The following is a 15,595-nucleotide window of genomic DNA, read 5'->3' as shown; positions in this document are numbered from 1 at the left end:
GAGGCAGAAATGGTGTCGGGCAAAAACGGCAGCTTATCGGATGTTGATTATGCCGCGTTGGCCAACCTGAGGTACAGAATTCGAAAATTTCGCCAGCGCAGCACCAAGGCGGCGGAGAAGCTCGGTCTATCGCCGCAACAGCATCAGGCACTACTCGCGATCAAGGGACTGGGAAGCGGAGAACAGATGAGCGTTTCAACCTTGGCGGCGCGACTCTTCGTCCCGGCTGCATCTGCAGCCGAACTTACGCGCTCGCTTGAGGGACGTGGCTATGTCACTATCGAAGTGAAGCAGAGGCGCCGGACTATTGTGCGGTTGACAGACAAGGCGGAAGAGATATTGCGACGGCTGACGCCTGCGCATCTTTACGAGATCCGGGAGATGGCTCCCGAACTCATGCTTTCGTTGCGCGTGCTCCAGGATCATCGAAGAATGGAAGTCGCCGCATGGATGCAATGATGGCCACGAGGGATCTGCATTGAGGACACCCGGAGAACGACTGACCGACGCCGACTATGAGGCCTTGTCCAATCTGCGCTACACCTTGCGCCGCTTCATGGATTTCAGCACGTCCGCGGCACAAGAGGAGGGGCTCCCAACGCAACAGCATCAGGCATTGCTGTCGATCAAGGGCCATCGCGGCGAAGACTCGATGACGATCGGAATGCTTGCTGAACGGCTGCTGATCGCGCCCCATTCGGCAACGGAGCTCGTTGGACGTCTGGTCACAGCCGGCTACGTGTCGCGTCGCACGGATCCGAACGACAAGCGCCGGCAGACATTGGAGCTCACCGACAAGGCAGAGGGTGTGTTGAAGCGCCTGACTGCTATCCATCTGACGGAAATCCGGGAGATGGCGCCGCAGCTGATTGACATCCTCAGGAAGCTGCAGGACGAAATCGAGCGTTGAAGGGAGTCTCAGACCTCCGGCAGATTTCTCTCCTCTGCTCCGCTGCCCAACGCCCTCGAGGCTGAGGAGGCCTAGCCGGGGTGGCAGCTGCCACTTTTACCCGCCAGTTCCAGGGTGTCGCATTCTCCTTTCCACACCTTGCCACCCCCCCACAAACTCGCTAAGAGACGCGGCAACTTGGGCCCTTGGGGTGCAAGGCTCTAGAAGGGTTCCAGAAACTCCCAATTCCGGGCTCTTCGGCCATGCGGCTCCATGCAGGGTTCGTGATGCCGGGTCTGGCTTTGGTCTCTCTCGGCGCTAGGTCGTGGTAGAGGCATATGGCACGCATCGTAATGAAATTCGGCGGAACGTCCGTCGCTGATCTGGACCGCATCAAGAACGTTGCCCGCCATGTGAAACGTGAAGTCGACGCCGGCCACGAAGTGGCGGTGGTCGTCTCCGCCATGTCCGGCAAGACCAACGAGCTGGTCGGGTGGGTGCAAGGCACGCCAAAGGTCGTCGGCGCCAATTCACCTTTTTACGATGCGCGCGAATATGATGCCGTTGTTGCATCGGGCGAGCAGGTGACCTCCGGCTTGCTCGCGATCGCGCTGCAGGCGATGGATATCAATGCCCGCTCTTGGCAGGGTTGGCAGATTCCGATCCGTACCGACAACGCCCATGGCGCCGCCCGCATCCTCGATATCGATGGCTCCGACATCATCAAGCGTATGGGTGAGGGGCAGGTTGCCGTCATCGCCGGCTTCCAGGGCCTCGGGCCCGACAACCGCATCGCGACGCTCGGCCGCGGCGGCTCCGATACGTCGGCAGTTGCGATCGCGGCTGCGGTCAAGGCCGATCGCTGCGATATCTATACCGACGTTGATGGCGTCTACACGACCGATCCGCGCATCGTGCCGCAGGCACGCCGCCTGAAGAAGATCGCCTTCGAGGAAATGCTCGAAATGGCGTCGCTCGGCGCCAAGGTTCTGCAGGTTCGCTCCGTCGAGCTTGCCATGGTGCACAAGGTCCGTACCTTCGTGCGCTCCTCTTTCGAAGATCCCGATGCTCCGGGCATGGGTGACTTCTTGAATCCGCCCGGAACGCTGATTTGTGACGAGGATGAAATCGTGGAACAGGAAGTAGTCACCGGCATCGCCTATGCCAAGGATGAGGCTCAGATCTCGCTTCGCCGTCTTGCCGACCGGCCGGGCGTTTCCGCTGCGATCTTCGGACCGCTGGCCGAAAGCCACATCAATGTCGACATGATCGTCCAGAACATCTCGGAAGACGGCTCGAAGACCGACATGACCTTCACGGTTCCTTCGGGTGATGTCGACAAGGCGATCAAGGTTCTCGGCGAGAACAAGGAAAAGATCGGGTACGACGTCGTTCAGAACGAAGCGGGCCTGGTGAAAGTGTCGGTCATCGGTATCGGCATGCGCAGCCACGCCGGCGTTGCCGCCACCGCTTTCAAGGCGCTGGCCGACAAGGGCATCAACATCAAGGCGATCACCACCTCTGAGATCAAAATTTCGATCCTGATTGATGGTCCTTATGCGGAACTCGCTGTCAGGACTTTGCATTCCTGCTACGGTCTCGATAAGAACTGATTCTGAACGAGTCTGCCGCGCGTTCAAGTTGTGAAGTCACGCGGCTGTCGGCCGCGAGGCTTTGATGTTTGTTTTGGAGCTTGAGACGCAATGAGAGACCTTTCCGGCGGTCCGCGCGTGCTGCTCAAGCGGCTGCGCGAGTTGATGGCGGAGCCGCTGGAGCCGCAGGAGCGTCTCGATCGGATCGTTCGCCAGATTGCAGGCAACATGGTGGCGGAGGTTTGCTCCGTCTATGTGCTGCGCGCTGACGGCGTTCTCGAGCTCTATGCAACCGAAGGTCTGAAGAAGGAAGCGGTCCACCTGTCCCAGCTCAAGATGGGACAAGGTCTGGTCGGTACGATCGCGGCATCGGCGCAGCCTCTCAATCTCTCCGACGCGCAATCGCACCCGGCGTTCCGCTACCTGCCGGAGACCGGCGAAGAGATCTACCACTCGTTCCTCGGCGTGCCGATCCTGCGCACCGGCCGCTCGCTCGGCGTTTTGGTCGTGCAGAACAAGGCGAGCCGCACCTACCGCGAAGAAGAGCTCGAAGCGCTCGAGACGACCGCGATGGTGCTTGCCGAGATGATCGCCACCGGCGAACTCAAGAAGATCACCAAGCCCGGGCTCGAACTCGACCTGACGCGTTCGGTGACCATCGACGGCGACACCTATAATGAAGGCATCGGCCTCGGCTACGTCGTGCTGCATGAGCCGCGTATCGTCGTCACCAACCTTTTGAATGAGGATTCCGAGAAGGAAATCCGCCGCCTGGGCGAGGCGCTCGGGTCGCTCCGCATCTCGATCGATGACCTTCTGTCGCAGCGCGACGTTTCGATGGAGGGCGAGCACCGCGAGGTTCTCGAAACCTATCGCATGTTCGCCCATGACCAGGGCTGGGTGCGCAAGCTCGAGGAAGCAATCCGTAACGGTTTGACCGCGGAAGCCGCCGTCGAGAAGGTGCAGAGCGACACCAAGGCGCGCATGATCCGCATGACCGATCCCTATCTGCGGGAACGGATGCACGATTTCGAAGATCTCGCGAACCGCCTGCTGCGGCAGTTGACCGGCTATACCGGCCGCACAGCGGGGGACGGTTTCCCAAGCGACGCCATCATCCTGGCGCGTGCCATGGGTGCGGCTGAGTTGTTGGACTATCCGCGTGCCAATGTGCGCGGGCTCGTGCTGGAAGAAGGTGCGGTGACGAGCCATGTGGTGATCGTCGCGCGTGCCATGGGCATTCCTGTGATCGGCCAGGCCGCTGGCGTGGTGGCGCTCGCCGAAAACGGCGATGCCGTCATCATCGACGGCGATGGCGGGCATGTGCACCTTCGCCCCATGCCGGAGCATCAGCGCTCCTACGAGGAAAAGGTACGGTTCCGCGCCCGCCGCCAGGAGCAGTTCCGGGCGCTGCGCTCGGTCGAGTCGCGCACCAGGGACGGCCAGCGCGTATCGTTGATGATGAACGCCGGGCTGCTGGTCGATTTGCCGCAGCTTTCGGACTCGGGTGCTGAAGGCATTGGCCTGTTCCGCACCGAGCTGCAGTTCATGATCGCCTCCAACATGCCGAAGGCGGAAGAGCAGGAGCTGTTTTATCGCAATGTGCTGAAGCAGGCGGCCGGACGAGTTGTGACATTCCGCACGCTTGATATCGGCGGCGACAAGGTCGTTCCCTATTTCCGCGGCCATGAGGAAGAAAATCCGGCGCTCGGCTGGCGGGCAATCCGCCTTTCGCTCGATCGTCCGGGCCTGCTGCGCACGCAGCTGCGCGCCATGCTGAAGGCGGCGGCCGGCATCGAGCTGAAGCTGATGGTGCCAATGGTAACCGAGGTTTCCGAGATCGCCGCCGTGCGAGAACTGCTGCAGAAGGAGGTTCAGCACCTTTCGCGCTTCGGCCACGGCCTGCCGCGCAAGCTGCAGTTCGGGGCGATGCTGGAGGTGCCGGCGCTGCTTTGGCAGCTCGACGAGCTGATGTCGGCGGTCGATTTCGTCTCGGTCGGGTCGAATGACCTCTTCCAGTTTTCGATGGCGGTCGATCGCGGCAATGCGCGCGTGTCCGACCGCTTCGATCCGCTTGGCAAACCGTTCCTTAGGATCCTGCGCGACATCGTGCGGGCAGGCGAGCGCAACAACACGCCCGTGACCTTGTGCGGCGAGCTTGCCGGCAAGCCAATCTCGGCGATGGCGCTTCTCGGCATAGGCTTCCGTTCGGTCTCGATGTCGCCGGCATCGATCGGTCCGGTCAAGGCGATGCTGCTCGGTCTCGAGGTTGAGACGCTGGCGAAAGTGATGAACGAGGCGCTTGACGACACCAAGTCGGCGACTTCGATCCGCGATGTGCTTGCCCACTTCGCGGAAGCTCACAATATTCCTCTTTAGGTCAAGACAAGCAGAATCGGAGTGAAGGGTGGCGAAGCTTCCCGTTGAAAAGATGCGCGAGCTGGAACGCCGTTTTGGCGAGATCGAAGCGCGCATGTCGGCTGGCCCCTCGGCTGACGTCTACGTCAAGCTCGCCTCCGAATATTCCGAGTTGCAGCCCGTCGTCACGAAGATCCGCGCCTTCGAGAAGGCAATTGCCGAGCTTGCGGACCTCGAAACCCTGCTGAACGACAAGTCGGTGGACCGTGAGATGCGCGATCTGGCCGAACTGGAGCTGCCCGAGGTGAAGGAGCGGCTGGAGGCGCTGGAGCAGGAAATCCAGATCTTGCTGCTGCCGAAGGATGCAGCAGACGAGAAGAGCGCTATTTTGGAAATCCGCGCTGGCACCGGCGGTTCGGAAGCCGCACTCTTTGCTGGTGATTTGTTCCGGATGTATGAGCGCTATGCAGCCGCCCACGGCTGGAAGGTCGAAGTCCTGTCGTCGAGCGAAGGCGAGGCGGGCGGCTTCAAGGAAATCATCGCGACCATCACCGGCAAGGGCGTATTTGCCAAGCTGAAGTTTGAATCCGGTGTTCACCGTGTCCAGCGCGTGCCGGAAACGGAAGCCGGCGGTCGCATCCACACTTCGGCCGCGACCGTCGCGGTTCTGCCGGAGGCGGAGGAAATCGACATCGAGATCCGGCCAGAAGACATCCGCATCGATACGATGCGCTCATCCGGCGCTGGCGGCCAGCACGTCAACACCACCGACTCAGCGGTGCGCATCACCCATCTGCCGACCGGCATCGTCGTCACCAGTTCCGAGAAATCGCAGCATCAGAACCGCGCCAAGGCGATGCAGGTTCTGCGTTCGCGTCTCTACGACGCCGAGCGTCAACGGGCCGAAAGCGAGCGTTCCGCCGATCGCAAGAGCCAGGTCGGTTCCGGCGATCGCTCCGAACGCATCCGCACCTACAACTTCCCACAGGGGCGGGTGACGGACCACCGGATCAATCTGACACTCTACAAGCTCGACCGGATGATGATCGGCGAGATCGACGAGGTGGTCGACGCGCTGATGGCCGACTATCAGGCAAGCCAGTTGGCGCAACTCGGCGAGCAGCAATGAGCATGAGCGGGAAACAGGCCGAGGCTACGGTTTCCCAAATGCTGGCCGAGGCTCGCCGTCGTTTCACTGAAGCCGGTGTCGACAGTGCTTCGGCTGATGCCCGTATGCTCGTCGCAGGGCTGCTTGGACTTTCGACGACCGCCATCGTAACGCGTGGCGGCGAAACCGTCAGCACAGAGCAGATGGCAATGATCGAGCAAGCCATCGAACGCCGGCTGGCGCATGAGCCTGTTCACCGCATTCTCGGCGAACGGGAATTCTATGGCCTGCCGCTGTCTTTGTCTGCGGAAACCCTTGAGCCACGGCCTGATACGGAAATTCTCGTCGATACGATGCTTCCTTATCTGCGCGACCTTGCAAATACCGAGGGCCATATCCATATTCTGGACCTAGGAACCGGAACCGGGGCGATATGCCTTGCTCTGTTGAGCGAATGTCCGGAAGCGTCAGGCGTCGGCAGCGATATATCGGCTGATGCATTGAAGACGGCGAAATCAAACGCGGAAAGAAACGGATTGCAGGATCGCTTCGAAGCCATTCAATCCAGTTGGTTTCAGAATATCCACGGCTCGTTTCACGCGATTGTCTCAAATCCGCCCTATATCGCTTCTAAGGTCGTTCACACTCTCGCTCCCGAAGTGACGAAATTTGACCCCCATGCCGCACTGGATGGCGGCCGGGATGGGCTTGACGCCTACAGAACCATCGCCAAGGATGCGGCAAGGTTCATAAAGCCGAACGGCGTTGTGGGACTTGAGATCGGCTACGACCAGCGAAACGACGTGACAGACGTTTTCGAGGCTGAAGGCTTCAAGCTTCTGGAATCCGTAAAGGATTACGGCCAGAATGACCGGGCGCTTGTGTTCGCGCTCAAGTGATGCGCGACGACTTTAAGCATTGAACAGGACATTGGTGTCATTGCGAAGAAAAGGCTTGGATTTCCACGGGAAGCAATATAGGTTGACCCCACGCGTTGGAGAGATAGGACAGAACGGTGAGACGTTCGAAACTAACTCGGCCTCGGGGGTCCGCTCTTTTAAACGAGAGCTTCAAAGGTTGAATACGACCCAATGCGTGAATCAGTCAAACTGACTTGAGAACAAGCGGCAGGTTGGCGCGAAGGCGCAGTATGCTTGCGGCACGAGGGCTCTGAGCCGGTGAACCGGCCACGGCCGTTGGTGCCATAACTCCACAACAAACAGAGAATTCAGGTGAACGATCTATGAGGCCAGGACAGCAGAACAAGCGCGGTCGCGGGCGTGGCAATAACAACGGCGGCGGCGGCGGAAATAACAATAACAACAATTTCAACCGCAAGGGCGGCAACCCGTTGACGCGGACCTACGACAGCTCCGGCCCAGACGTTAAGATTCGTGGTACCGCGCAGCATATCGCTGAAAAGTACGCACAACTTGCGCGCGACGCGCAGAGTTCGGGCGATCGCGTTATCGCTGAAAACTACCTGCAGCACGCCGAACACTATAACCGCATCATTGCAGCCGCTCAGGCGCAGATGCAGGAGCGCTTCCAGCGCGACGACCGCAACGAATTCAGTGAAGGTGCGGAGCGCGATGGTGACGATGTCGAAGCCATCGACAATGACGATGTTGTCATCGTCCAGCCACCGCGTCACCAGCACGAGCATCAGCAGCGCCGTTCGGAAGAACAGTCGCAGCGTCGCAACGACGAGCAGCCGCGCCGCAACGAAGACCGCCAGCCGCGTCGCCAGGAACAGCAGCCGGCCCCTGTCGCAGCTGAAGCGCCGCAGCCCGAGGTGAACGATGGCAGCGGCCCGCAGCCGGAGATCGAAGGTATTCCGGCAGAGGTTTCGATGGACGAGGAAAGTGCTGCAGGCCAGCCGCGCGAGCGTCAGCCGCGTCGCCGCACTGCTGCCGGTAGCCGTCCGCGTCGTCCGCGCCGCGCTGCGGAAGGCGAGGCTCCGGCCGAGGGTGAAGGTTCCGGCGATGCGCCTGTTTTGGCGGATGCCGCTTCGGAATAACCGGATCGCTTCAACGATCCGAGCTAATGGATAAAAGGCCGCTCTTTGGAGCGGCCTTTTTCGTTTCTGCCGCCGTCTCGCCTCCGACCGTTAAAGTGTCGTGTATTTACCGTAACGTACTTACGTCTACGCTGTGGCTATGCCTCTTTGGTTCGCGCCGATGCATCTCATCACCAGACAACATTCCAAAAGTTCACGTTTGACGGGAGACACGCGAAATGGCCAGCGACGACAGCGTACGATCATCCTCCTCCGACGCCAGCAACCTCACGCGCCGTAATCTGCTGATAGGGTCAACAGCCCTTGCCGCCGGGGCCGCCACGGTCGCCAGCATGGTGAGTTCCGCAGCAGCCCAGGCGCAGACGGCGGCGGCACCATCCGGCAAGAAGCCGAATATTCTTGTCATCTTCGGCGATGACATCGGCATACCGCAGATCAGCGCCTACACGATGGGGCTGATGGGCTATCGCACGCCCAATATCGACCGCATCGCCAGGGAAGGCGCAATCTTCACCGATTCCTATGGCCAGCAGAGCTGCACTGCGGGCCGCGCCTCCTTCATTCTCGGGCAAGAACCATTCCGCACCGGCCTCTTGACGATCGGCATGCCCGGCGATCCGCACGGCATTCAGGACTGGATGCCGACGATTGCCGACGTGCTGAAGACGCAGGGCTATGCGACCGGCCAGTTCGGCAAGAACCACCTCGGCGACCAGGACCAGCACCTGCCGACCAAGCATGGCTTCGACGAGTTCTTCGGCAACCTCTACCACCTCAACGCCGAGGAAGAGCCAGAAGGCTACTTCTACCCGAAGGACCCGGCGTTCCGCCGGCAGTTCGGTCCGCGTGGCGTGATCAAGTCAACTGCGGACGGCAAGATCGAAGATACCGGTGCGCTCAACACGAAGCGTATGGAGACGGTCGATGAGGAATTCCTGGCTGCCGCCAAGAACTTCATCGATCGGCAAGCGAAAGCTGACAAGCCGTTCTTCTGCTGGTTCAACTCGACCCGCATGCACGTCTTCACCCATCTGAAGCCGGACTCGCTTGGAAAAACCGGCAAGGGCATTCATGCCGACGGTATGGTGGAGCACGACGGTCACGTCGGCCAGCTTCTCGAGCAGCTGGATCAGCTCGGCATCGCCGACAACACTATCGTTCTCTACACGACCGACAACGGCGCCGAGCTTGCCTTGTGGCCTGATGGTGCCCAGACGCCGTTCCACGGTGAAAAGGGCACGACATGGGAGGGCGGCTTCCGCATTCCGATGATGGTTCGCTGGCCGGGCGTCGTCAAACCCGGGACCGAGGTGAATGAGATCGTTACGCTAATGGATTGGATGCCGACATTCGCGAGCGCCGCCGGGATATCCGACATCAAGGAGCAGATGAAGGCCGGGTTCAAGTCAGGGACCAAGGATTTCAAGGTTCACCTGGACGGCTATGATCTTTTGCCTTTCCTGAAGGGTGAGGCTCAGAGCGGCCCGCGCGATGTCGTCTACTACTTCGATCAGGGCGGCAATCTCAATGCGCTTCGCTGGAACGACTGGAAGCTGAGCTTTGCCATCGCGAGCCACGGCAACATTGCCACGGCCACCCGTGAAGTCCCAGCATGGGCTATGATCGCCAACCTGCGAATGGACCCCTACGAGCGTGGCATGGAGGACGGCGGCGGAGCGATCGAGTTCCTTGCAAGGAACATGTGGCTGCTCGTTCCGATCCAGGGGAAGATCAAGGACTTCTTCTCAGACTTCGACCAGTTCCCGTATCAGGAAGGCAGCTCGCTCAATGCCAGCGGCATCAACTACGGACTGCTTCGCCAGCAAGCGGCACTGAAGCGGTTGAATGAACTCGAGCGGCTTGCCCCGCAATAGGCAAACACCGCGACAGCCCGCGCCGGCCAAACGGCGCGGGCTGTCCTCACCAAAGAGGGACGGTCCGATGGTGGTTGAGTTGCCGCCGGGCGCCTATATCGGCCTGATCAACGACCATAATCTCCCCGGCCGGATGGCGGAAAGGGTGGAAAGCACCTCATCCTGCCGCCGGACTACAAGGGCAAGGTGCCAAAGGGCTACCATGTCGGGAAGTCGGCCACCTACAAAGTTCTGCTTGCCGCGCGCGCTCTGCCGGTCGGTGGCGACCAGGACAAGGCGCTGAAGGCGCTGCACGCCATCAAGGTCTACCCTCTGAGTACGGCCAGCAAGCCGAAGCCAATCGCGATCGTCGACACCACCGAGAAGGCAATGGACAGCACTTCTCTCAAGTGGGAGGACAGCATCCAGTTCTGGGAGGTATTGAAGCGGATGATCGATGAGGAACCCCTCGTCGAGAAATTCACACCGATGTAGGGCTGCTTGCGACGCTCGGTATCGAAAGGGCAAGCCGTTCGCACCTGATGCCCGTACGAAAGCCATCCTCGAAAAAGCTGCGAAGGTTGGTCGTGAGCAGCTTCTCGTATCGGCGTTCGATAGCGATCGGCCGGACCGCTTTGCGTGGCCGGACCGCAAATGGGAGTGGGTCGGCCTGGTTCCCAACGCTGCCCAGTTCGAGACGCCGATGGGCGTCGATCTGGAGGCACATGATCGCTGGTTCGCACAGGCGATCGTCACGTCGCCCGCAATGTTCCACCGTTCGGCCGGCGCGGGCTCGGCTCTATTGGCTCGGTGCTCGCGACGCTAGCGGTGCGTTTCTGGACGGAGCAAGAACTACAAGCTGACGATTCCCCAGCCGTCCCGGGCAAGCTGTTCTGGTCCGTGACGCTCTATGACGCGCAGACTCGCTCCGACGTGCAGACGGATCAGGACAAGGCGGCGCTCCGCTCGCTCTTTGAGTTGAAGGACATCGACACGTCAAAGCCGGTCGACCTCTATTTTGGTCCAACGGCGCCGAAGGATGGCGAAGGCCGTTGGATCAAAACCCAGTCCGGACGTGGCTGGTTCAGCTACATCCGCATCTACGGACCCACGCAGCCGGCCTTTGAGCGCTCCTGGAAGCCCAACGACATCCAAGAAATCAGGTGATTGGATGGCTGCCGGCAGCCGACATGGCTCCGGCGGAGACAAGACATGAAATGAGAACCCCCGGTCGCAAAGGCCGGGGTTTTTCACGTCATCGCCTCTTTAAACTTTTGAAATCCTCCACCATATCCAGCCCAGGTTCGTCAGCCGCAATTCCCAACCGCGGCGGAACAATGGGCTTGCCATTTAAGGGAGCTCAATCTCAGTCATCGGCCTGTGCCTTATGAGGGCAGGGCGATCCATGGAGGTACAGCATGAATATCGAAAAATACTCCGAGCGGGTGCGCGGTTTTATTCAGTCCGCCCAAACCTATGCGCTTGCGCAGGGACACCAGCAGTTCACACCCGAACATGTACTGAAAGTGCTGCTCGACGACGACCAGGGCATGGCCGCCTCGCTGATCGAGCGCGCCGGCGGTGATCCCAAAGCGGCGCGCCTTGCCAACGATGCCGCACTTGCCAAGCTGCCGAAGGTATCCGGCGGCAACGGGCAGATCTATCTCGCGCAGCCGCTTGCCAAGGTGCTTTCCACTGCCGAAGAGGCAGCGAAGAAGGCCGGCGACAGCTTCGTCACGGTCGAGCGCCTCCTGCAGGCATTGGCGATCGAGTCTTCGGCTTCGACGTCGACGACGCTGAAGAATGCCGGTGTGACCGCGCTGGCGCTCAACCAAGTCATCAATGAAATTCGCAAGGGCCGCACCGCTGACAGCTCGAACGCCGAACAAGGCTTCGACTCGCTGAAGAAGTATGCCCGCGATCTGACCGGCGAAGCTCGCGAGGGCAAGCTCGATCCGGTCATTGGCCGTGACGACGAAATCCGCCGCACGATCCAGGTTCTCTCCCGCCGCACCAAGAACAACCCCGTGCTGATCGGCGAGCCTGGCGTCGGCAAGACCGCCATTGTCGAAGGCCTGGCACTGCGTATCGTCAATGGCGACGTGCCTGAATCACTCAAGGACAAGAAGTTGATGGCGCTCGACATGGGCGCGCTGATCGCCGGCGCGAAATATCGCGGCGAGTTCGAGGAGCGGCTGAAAGCCGTGCTTAACGAGGTGCAGGCCGAAAACGGCGAGATCATTCTCTTCATCGACGAAATGCACACGCTGGTTGGTGCCGGCAAGGCGGATGGGGCGATGGACGCCTCCAACCTCCTGAAGCCTGCGCTTGCGCGTGGCGAGTTGCACTGCGTCGGTGCGACGACGCTCGACGAATACCGCAAGCACGTCGAGAAAGATCCGGCCCTTGCCCGCCGCTTCCAGCCTGTCATGGTTGAGGAGCCGACGGTCGAGGACACGATTTCGATCTTGCGTGGCTTGAAGGAAAAGTACGAGCAGCATCACAAGGTCCGTATCTCGGATTCGGCCCTGGTTGCGGCTGCGACGCTTTCCAACCGCTACATCACCGACCGCTTCCTGCCCGACAAGGCGATCGACCTGATGGACGAAGCCGCTGCGCGGCTGCGCATGCAGGTGGATTCCAAGCCTGAAGAGCTGGACGAACTCGATCGCCGCATCATGCAGCTGAAGATCGAGCGCGAAGCGCTGAAGAAGGAAACCGATACGGCGTCTGCCGACCGGCTGACGCGGCTTGAAACCGAGTTGACTGGCCTCGAGGAAGAAGCCGACGCCCTGACGGCCCGCTGGCAGGCGGAAAAGCAGAAGCTCGGCCTCGCTGCCGATCTGAAGAAGCAGCTGGATGAGGCCCGCAACGATCTGGCGATCGCCCAGCGCAAGGGTGAGTTTCAGCGCGCCGGCGAGTTGACCTACGGCGTCATTCCGGAACTGGAAAAGAAGCTCACGGAGGCCGAACAGCAGGACAGCGATCGCAGCGCCATGGTGCAGGAGGTCGTCATCCCCGACAACATCGCGCATGTCGTTTCCCGCTGGACCGGTATCCCTGTCGACAAGATGCTGGAAGGCGAACGCGACAAGCTTCTGCGTATGGAAGACGAGCTGGCGAAATCGGTGATCGGCCAGGGTGATGCGGTTCAGGCCGTGTCGCGGGCGGTGCGCCGCGCCCGCGCCGGCCTGCAGGATCCGAACCGGCCGATCGGCTCGTTCATCTTCCTCGGCCCGACCGGCGTCGGCAAGACGGAGCTGACCAAGGCGCTTGCCCGCTTCCTCTTCGACGACGAAACGGCGATGGTGCGCATGGATATGTCGGAGTACATGGAGAAGCACTCGGTGGCCAGGCTGATAGGCGCGCCTCCCGGCTATGTCGGCTATGAGGAAGGTGGTTCGCTGACGGAAGCCGTTCGCCGGCGGCCGTATCAGGTCGTTCTTTTCGACGAGATCGAAAAGGCGCATCCTGACGTCTTCAACGTGCTGCTACAGGTGCTCGACGACGGTCGCCTGACCGACGGTCAGGGCCGGACAGTCGATTTCCGCAACACGATGATCATCATGACGTCGAACCTCGGTGCTACGATGTTGACAGAGCTACCCGACGGTCATGACACAGATGAGATCCGCGAGCAGGTGCTGGACGTCGTGCGCGGTCACTTCCGGCCGGAGTTCCTAAACCGCATCGATGAGATCATCCTGTTCCATCGCCTGAAGCGCGAGGAAATGGGCGCGATCGTCGATATCCAGTTGAAGCGTCTGGTGGCATTGCTTGCCGAACGCAAGATCACGCTCGAGCTCGATGACGATGCCCGCAATTGGCTCGCCAACAAGGGTTACGATCCGGTCTATGGTGCGCGGCCGCTGAAGCGGGTGATCCAGAAATACGTGCAGGATCCGCTCGCCGAACAGATCCTTTCCGGGCAGGTTCCGGATGGTTCGACGGTGAAGATCACAGGCGGTACGGATCGGCTGCTGTTCGGGACGCGGAATTCCGCGGTCAACGAAGCGGCCTAAGGCCTCGACAGCAGGAAAGAAAATGGCGGCCCCGGGCCGCCATTTTTGATGGACGCTACTTGCTTGCCACTTGTGGCGGCGGCTGGTTGCCGAGGAGGGTGTCGATGCGCTGTCGCTCGTCCTCGAATTTTGCCAACGCCTCACCCTTCAACGACTTGCCGCCTGGCAGGCGCACACGCAGCGGATCGACCTTGGTGCCGTTGACGATCATCTCGTAGTGCAGATGCGGACCGGTGGATTCACCGGTCGTTCCAACCCAGCCGATTACCTGGCCCTGACGTACCTTGGAGCCGGGAACGACGCCCTTGGCGATGGCGCTCTGGTGATTGTAGGAGGATTCGTAGCCGTTGGCGTGGCGGACGATGGTCTGGTTGCCATAACCGCCGGAATCCCAGCCGGCCTTCTCGACCGTTCCGTTGCCGACTGCGATAATCGCCGTGCCGCGCGGTGCCGCCCAATCGACGCCCGTATGCATGCGGGCAAAGCCCAGGATCGGGTGCCGGCGCATGCCGAAGCCTGACTTGAAGATGCCGTTCGGAACGGGATTGCGCAGCAGGAATTGCCGAATGCTCTTGCCGTCCTGATCGAAGTAGTCGATCGACCCATCTTCCGCATCCTGGAAGCGGTAGAAGCGGGTCTGTGTGTCGCCGAAACGCGCGTTCACATAGAGAAGCTCGGAATCCTCCGTTGCCTGACCGCTGGAATCGGCGACGGAAAAGAAGGCTTCCAGCGTGTCGGTCGGCCGCAGCTCCGCCTGGAAATCGACGCTGCTTGCCAGCAGCTTGATGATCAGGGCGGTCATGTCCTTGGTCATGCCGTAGGACAGTGCGGCACGATAAATGCCGTCATAGACGCGTGGCAGATTCTGGTTGGACGGGACCGATGTCGAATTGTCGTCGAAGGCGGTCGTGACTGCGTCGATCTCAGGTGGTTCACGGCCGGCCACGAACCGATCGTGGTCGTCAAGCGCCACGGTGACAAGATGGCGCGTGCCGCGATAGATGCTGGCGCGGATGATCTTTGCTTGTTCGCCTTTCTGCAGGATGCCGATGCGCAACACATCGCCCTTGGAGAGGTCGTCCGATCCGATCATCGGTGAGAGGTAGCCTGCCAGCCCCTTGGCCTGCAGTTCGGGATAGCCCGAGTCCGTCATCGCCTTGATGATCGAGGTCGACTGGCGCACCGGGATGATGTCGTCGGCGAATTCCTCGGTCTGCGGCGTGATCGATTCCGGTGCGGAGACCGTCATGTTCTGCTCGAGGACGCGCGCCGTCAGGCCGGCTGTCAGGTCAACGTCGTTATCGTCGTTGGAGAAGCGGCGTGGGTCGACATAGTAGAGTGCTGCCACTTGGGCGGCGCCGTCGGTCAGGATTGAGCCGTTGGAGCGCACATTCTCCTCGATCTCGTCGAGCGTCATGCCGGGCGCCACCTGGAGATCGGATCTCGTCGTGGGATAGGCCACGGTCTTCAGGCTGACTTCGGACTCCACGTCTGAACCGTAGATCTGCCCGGTGCGAACGGTCGGCTGCGCGTCCGGCTCGTCCGCCGAGAAGATCGTCAGCGGATTGAAGCTCGGATAGTCCTCGGTCGCGACGTGGTTGGCGGCAAGCGTCATCTTCACACGCGCGAAGGGCTGCCGGCGGACGACCTCCTTGTCGCCCTCGTGCACGACGGTCGAGACTTCCATGATCTTGCGGTCCGACGGCTTGGCGGCAATCGCGGCTGCAATCAAACGGCTGCCGCGCGTTACATC

At 60.8% G+C, this 15,595-nt stretch carries 13 protein-coding genes (1 of these 13 only partly in view); 12 read left to right on the top strand and 1 reads right to left on the bottom strand.

Features of this window, described 5'->3' with window-relative positions; genetic code table 11:
- Positions 1-12: 12 nt before the first annotated feature.
- From AS026_RS28005 to clpB, 12 genes are all read left to right on the top strand, one after another.
- Positions 13-459 (top strand): MarR family winged helix-turn-helix transcriptional regulator, encoded by a 447-nt coding sequence (locus tag AS026_RS28005; protein ID WP_167354918.1) that lies wholly within the window; start codon positions 13-15, stop codon positions 457-459.
- 19 nt (positions 460-478) lie between these two features.
- On the top strand, positions 479-910 hold the full coding sequence (locus tag AS026_RS28000; protein ID WP_062373514.1) for a MarR family winged helix-turn-helix transcriptional regulator: 432 nt from the start codon (positions 479-481) through the stop codon (positions 908-910).
- Between the two features lie 317 nt (positions 911-1,227).
- Positions 1,228-2,502: an aspartate kinase gene (locus tag AS026_RS27995; RefSeq protein ID WP_018857868.1), complete on the top strand. Its 1,275-nt coding sequence runs from the start codon at positions 1,228-1,230 to the stop codon at positions 2,500-2,502.
- Positions 2,503-2,592: 90 nt separating this feature from the next.
- On the top strand, positions 2,593-4,860 hold the full coding sequence (gene ptsP, locus AS026_RS27990) for a phosphoenolpyruvate--protein phosphotransferase (RefSeq protein WP_018857869.1): 2,268 nt from the start codon (positions 2,593-2,595) through the stop codon (positions 4,858-4,860).
- 28 nt (positions 4,861-4,888) lie between these two features.
- Complete coding sequence (gene prfA / locus AS026_RS27985) at positions 4,889-5,968, top strand: peptide chain release factor 1 (RefSeq protein WP_018857870.1); 1,080 nt, start codon at positions 4,889-4,891, stop codon at positions 5,966-5,968.
- A complete protein-coding gene (gene prmC / locus AS026_RS27980; protein ID WP_025661664.1) occupies positions 5,965-6,846 on the top strand; it encodes a peptide chain release factor N(5)-glutamine methyltransferase in 882 nt (293 codons plus the stop codon). Before prfA ends, prmC begins: the two co-directional genes overlap by 4 nt.
- Before the next feature lie 344 nt (positions 6,847-7,190).
- Positions 7,191-7,967 carry a DUF4167 domain-containing protein gene (locus AS026_RS27975; protein WP_062373511.1) on the top strand — a complete coding sequence of 259 codons (777 nt, stop codon included), beginning with the start codon at positions 7,191-7,193 and terminating at the stop codon, positions 7,965-7,967.
- 218 nt (positions 7,968-8,185) lie between these two features.
- The gene (locus AS026_RS27970) at positions 8,186-9,841 is read left to right on the top strand and encodes an arylsulfatase (protein ID WP_018857873.1); all 1,656 of its coding nucleotides are present in this window, start codon (positions 8,186-8,188) and stop codon (positions 9,839-9,841) included.
- 186 nt (positions 9,842-10,027) lie between these two features.
- Positions 10,028-10,315, top strand: coding sequence for a hypothetical protein (locus AS026_RS43740; RefSeq protein WP_062373509.1), 288 nt, complete (start codon positions 10,028-10,030; stop codon positions 10,313-10,315).
- Entirely contained in the window at positions 10,278-10,646 is a 369-nt protein-coding gene (locus AS026_RS43735) for a hypothetical protein (protein ID WP_245307663.1), read from the top strand. Before AS026_RS43740 ends, AS026_RS43735 begins: the two co-directional genes overlap by 38 nt.
- 2 nt (positions 10,647-10,648) lie before the next feature.
- A complete protein-coding gene (locus AS026_RS43730; protein WP_245307661.1) occupies positions 10,649-10,987 on the top strand; it encodes a DUF1214 domain-containing protein in 339 nt (112 codons plus the stop codon).
- A gap of 251 nt (positions 10,988-11,238) precedes the next feature.
- Entirely contained in the window at positions 11,239-13,842 is a 2,604-nt protein-coding gene (clpB, locus tag AS026_RS27950) for an ATP-dependent chaperone ClpB (protein ID WP_025661666.1), read from the top strand.
- 55 nt (positions 13,843-13,897) lie between these two features.
- On the opposite strand, the gene AS026_RS27945 is transcribed toward clpB, so the two are convergent.
- Positions 13,898-15,595, bottom strand: partial view of a M23 family metallopeptidase gene (locus AS026_RS27945; protein ID WP_018860468.1) — the 3' portion only. The gene runs 243 nt beyond the window's last position; the window shows 1,698 of its 1,941 coding nt (coding positions 244-1,941); the start codon falls outside the window, past its right edge; it ends in the stop codon at positions 13,898-13,900.

The sequence above is a fragment of the Rhizobium altiplani genome (genome assembly GCF_001542405.1).
In the GTDB taxonomy this organism is placed as follows: domain Bacteria; phylum Pseudomonadota; class Alphaproteobacteria; order Rhizobiales; family Rhizobiaceae; genus Rhizobium; species Rhizobium altiplani.
This window is presented reverse-complemented; position numbering and strand designations above follow the sequence as displayed.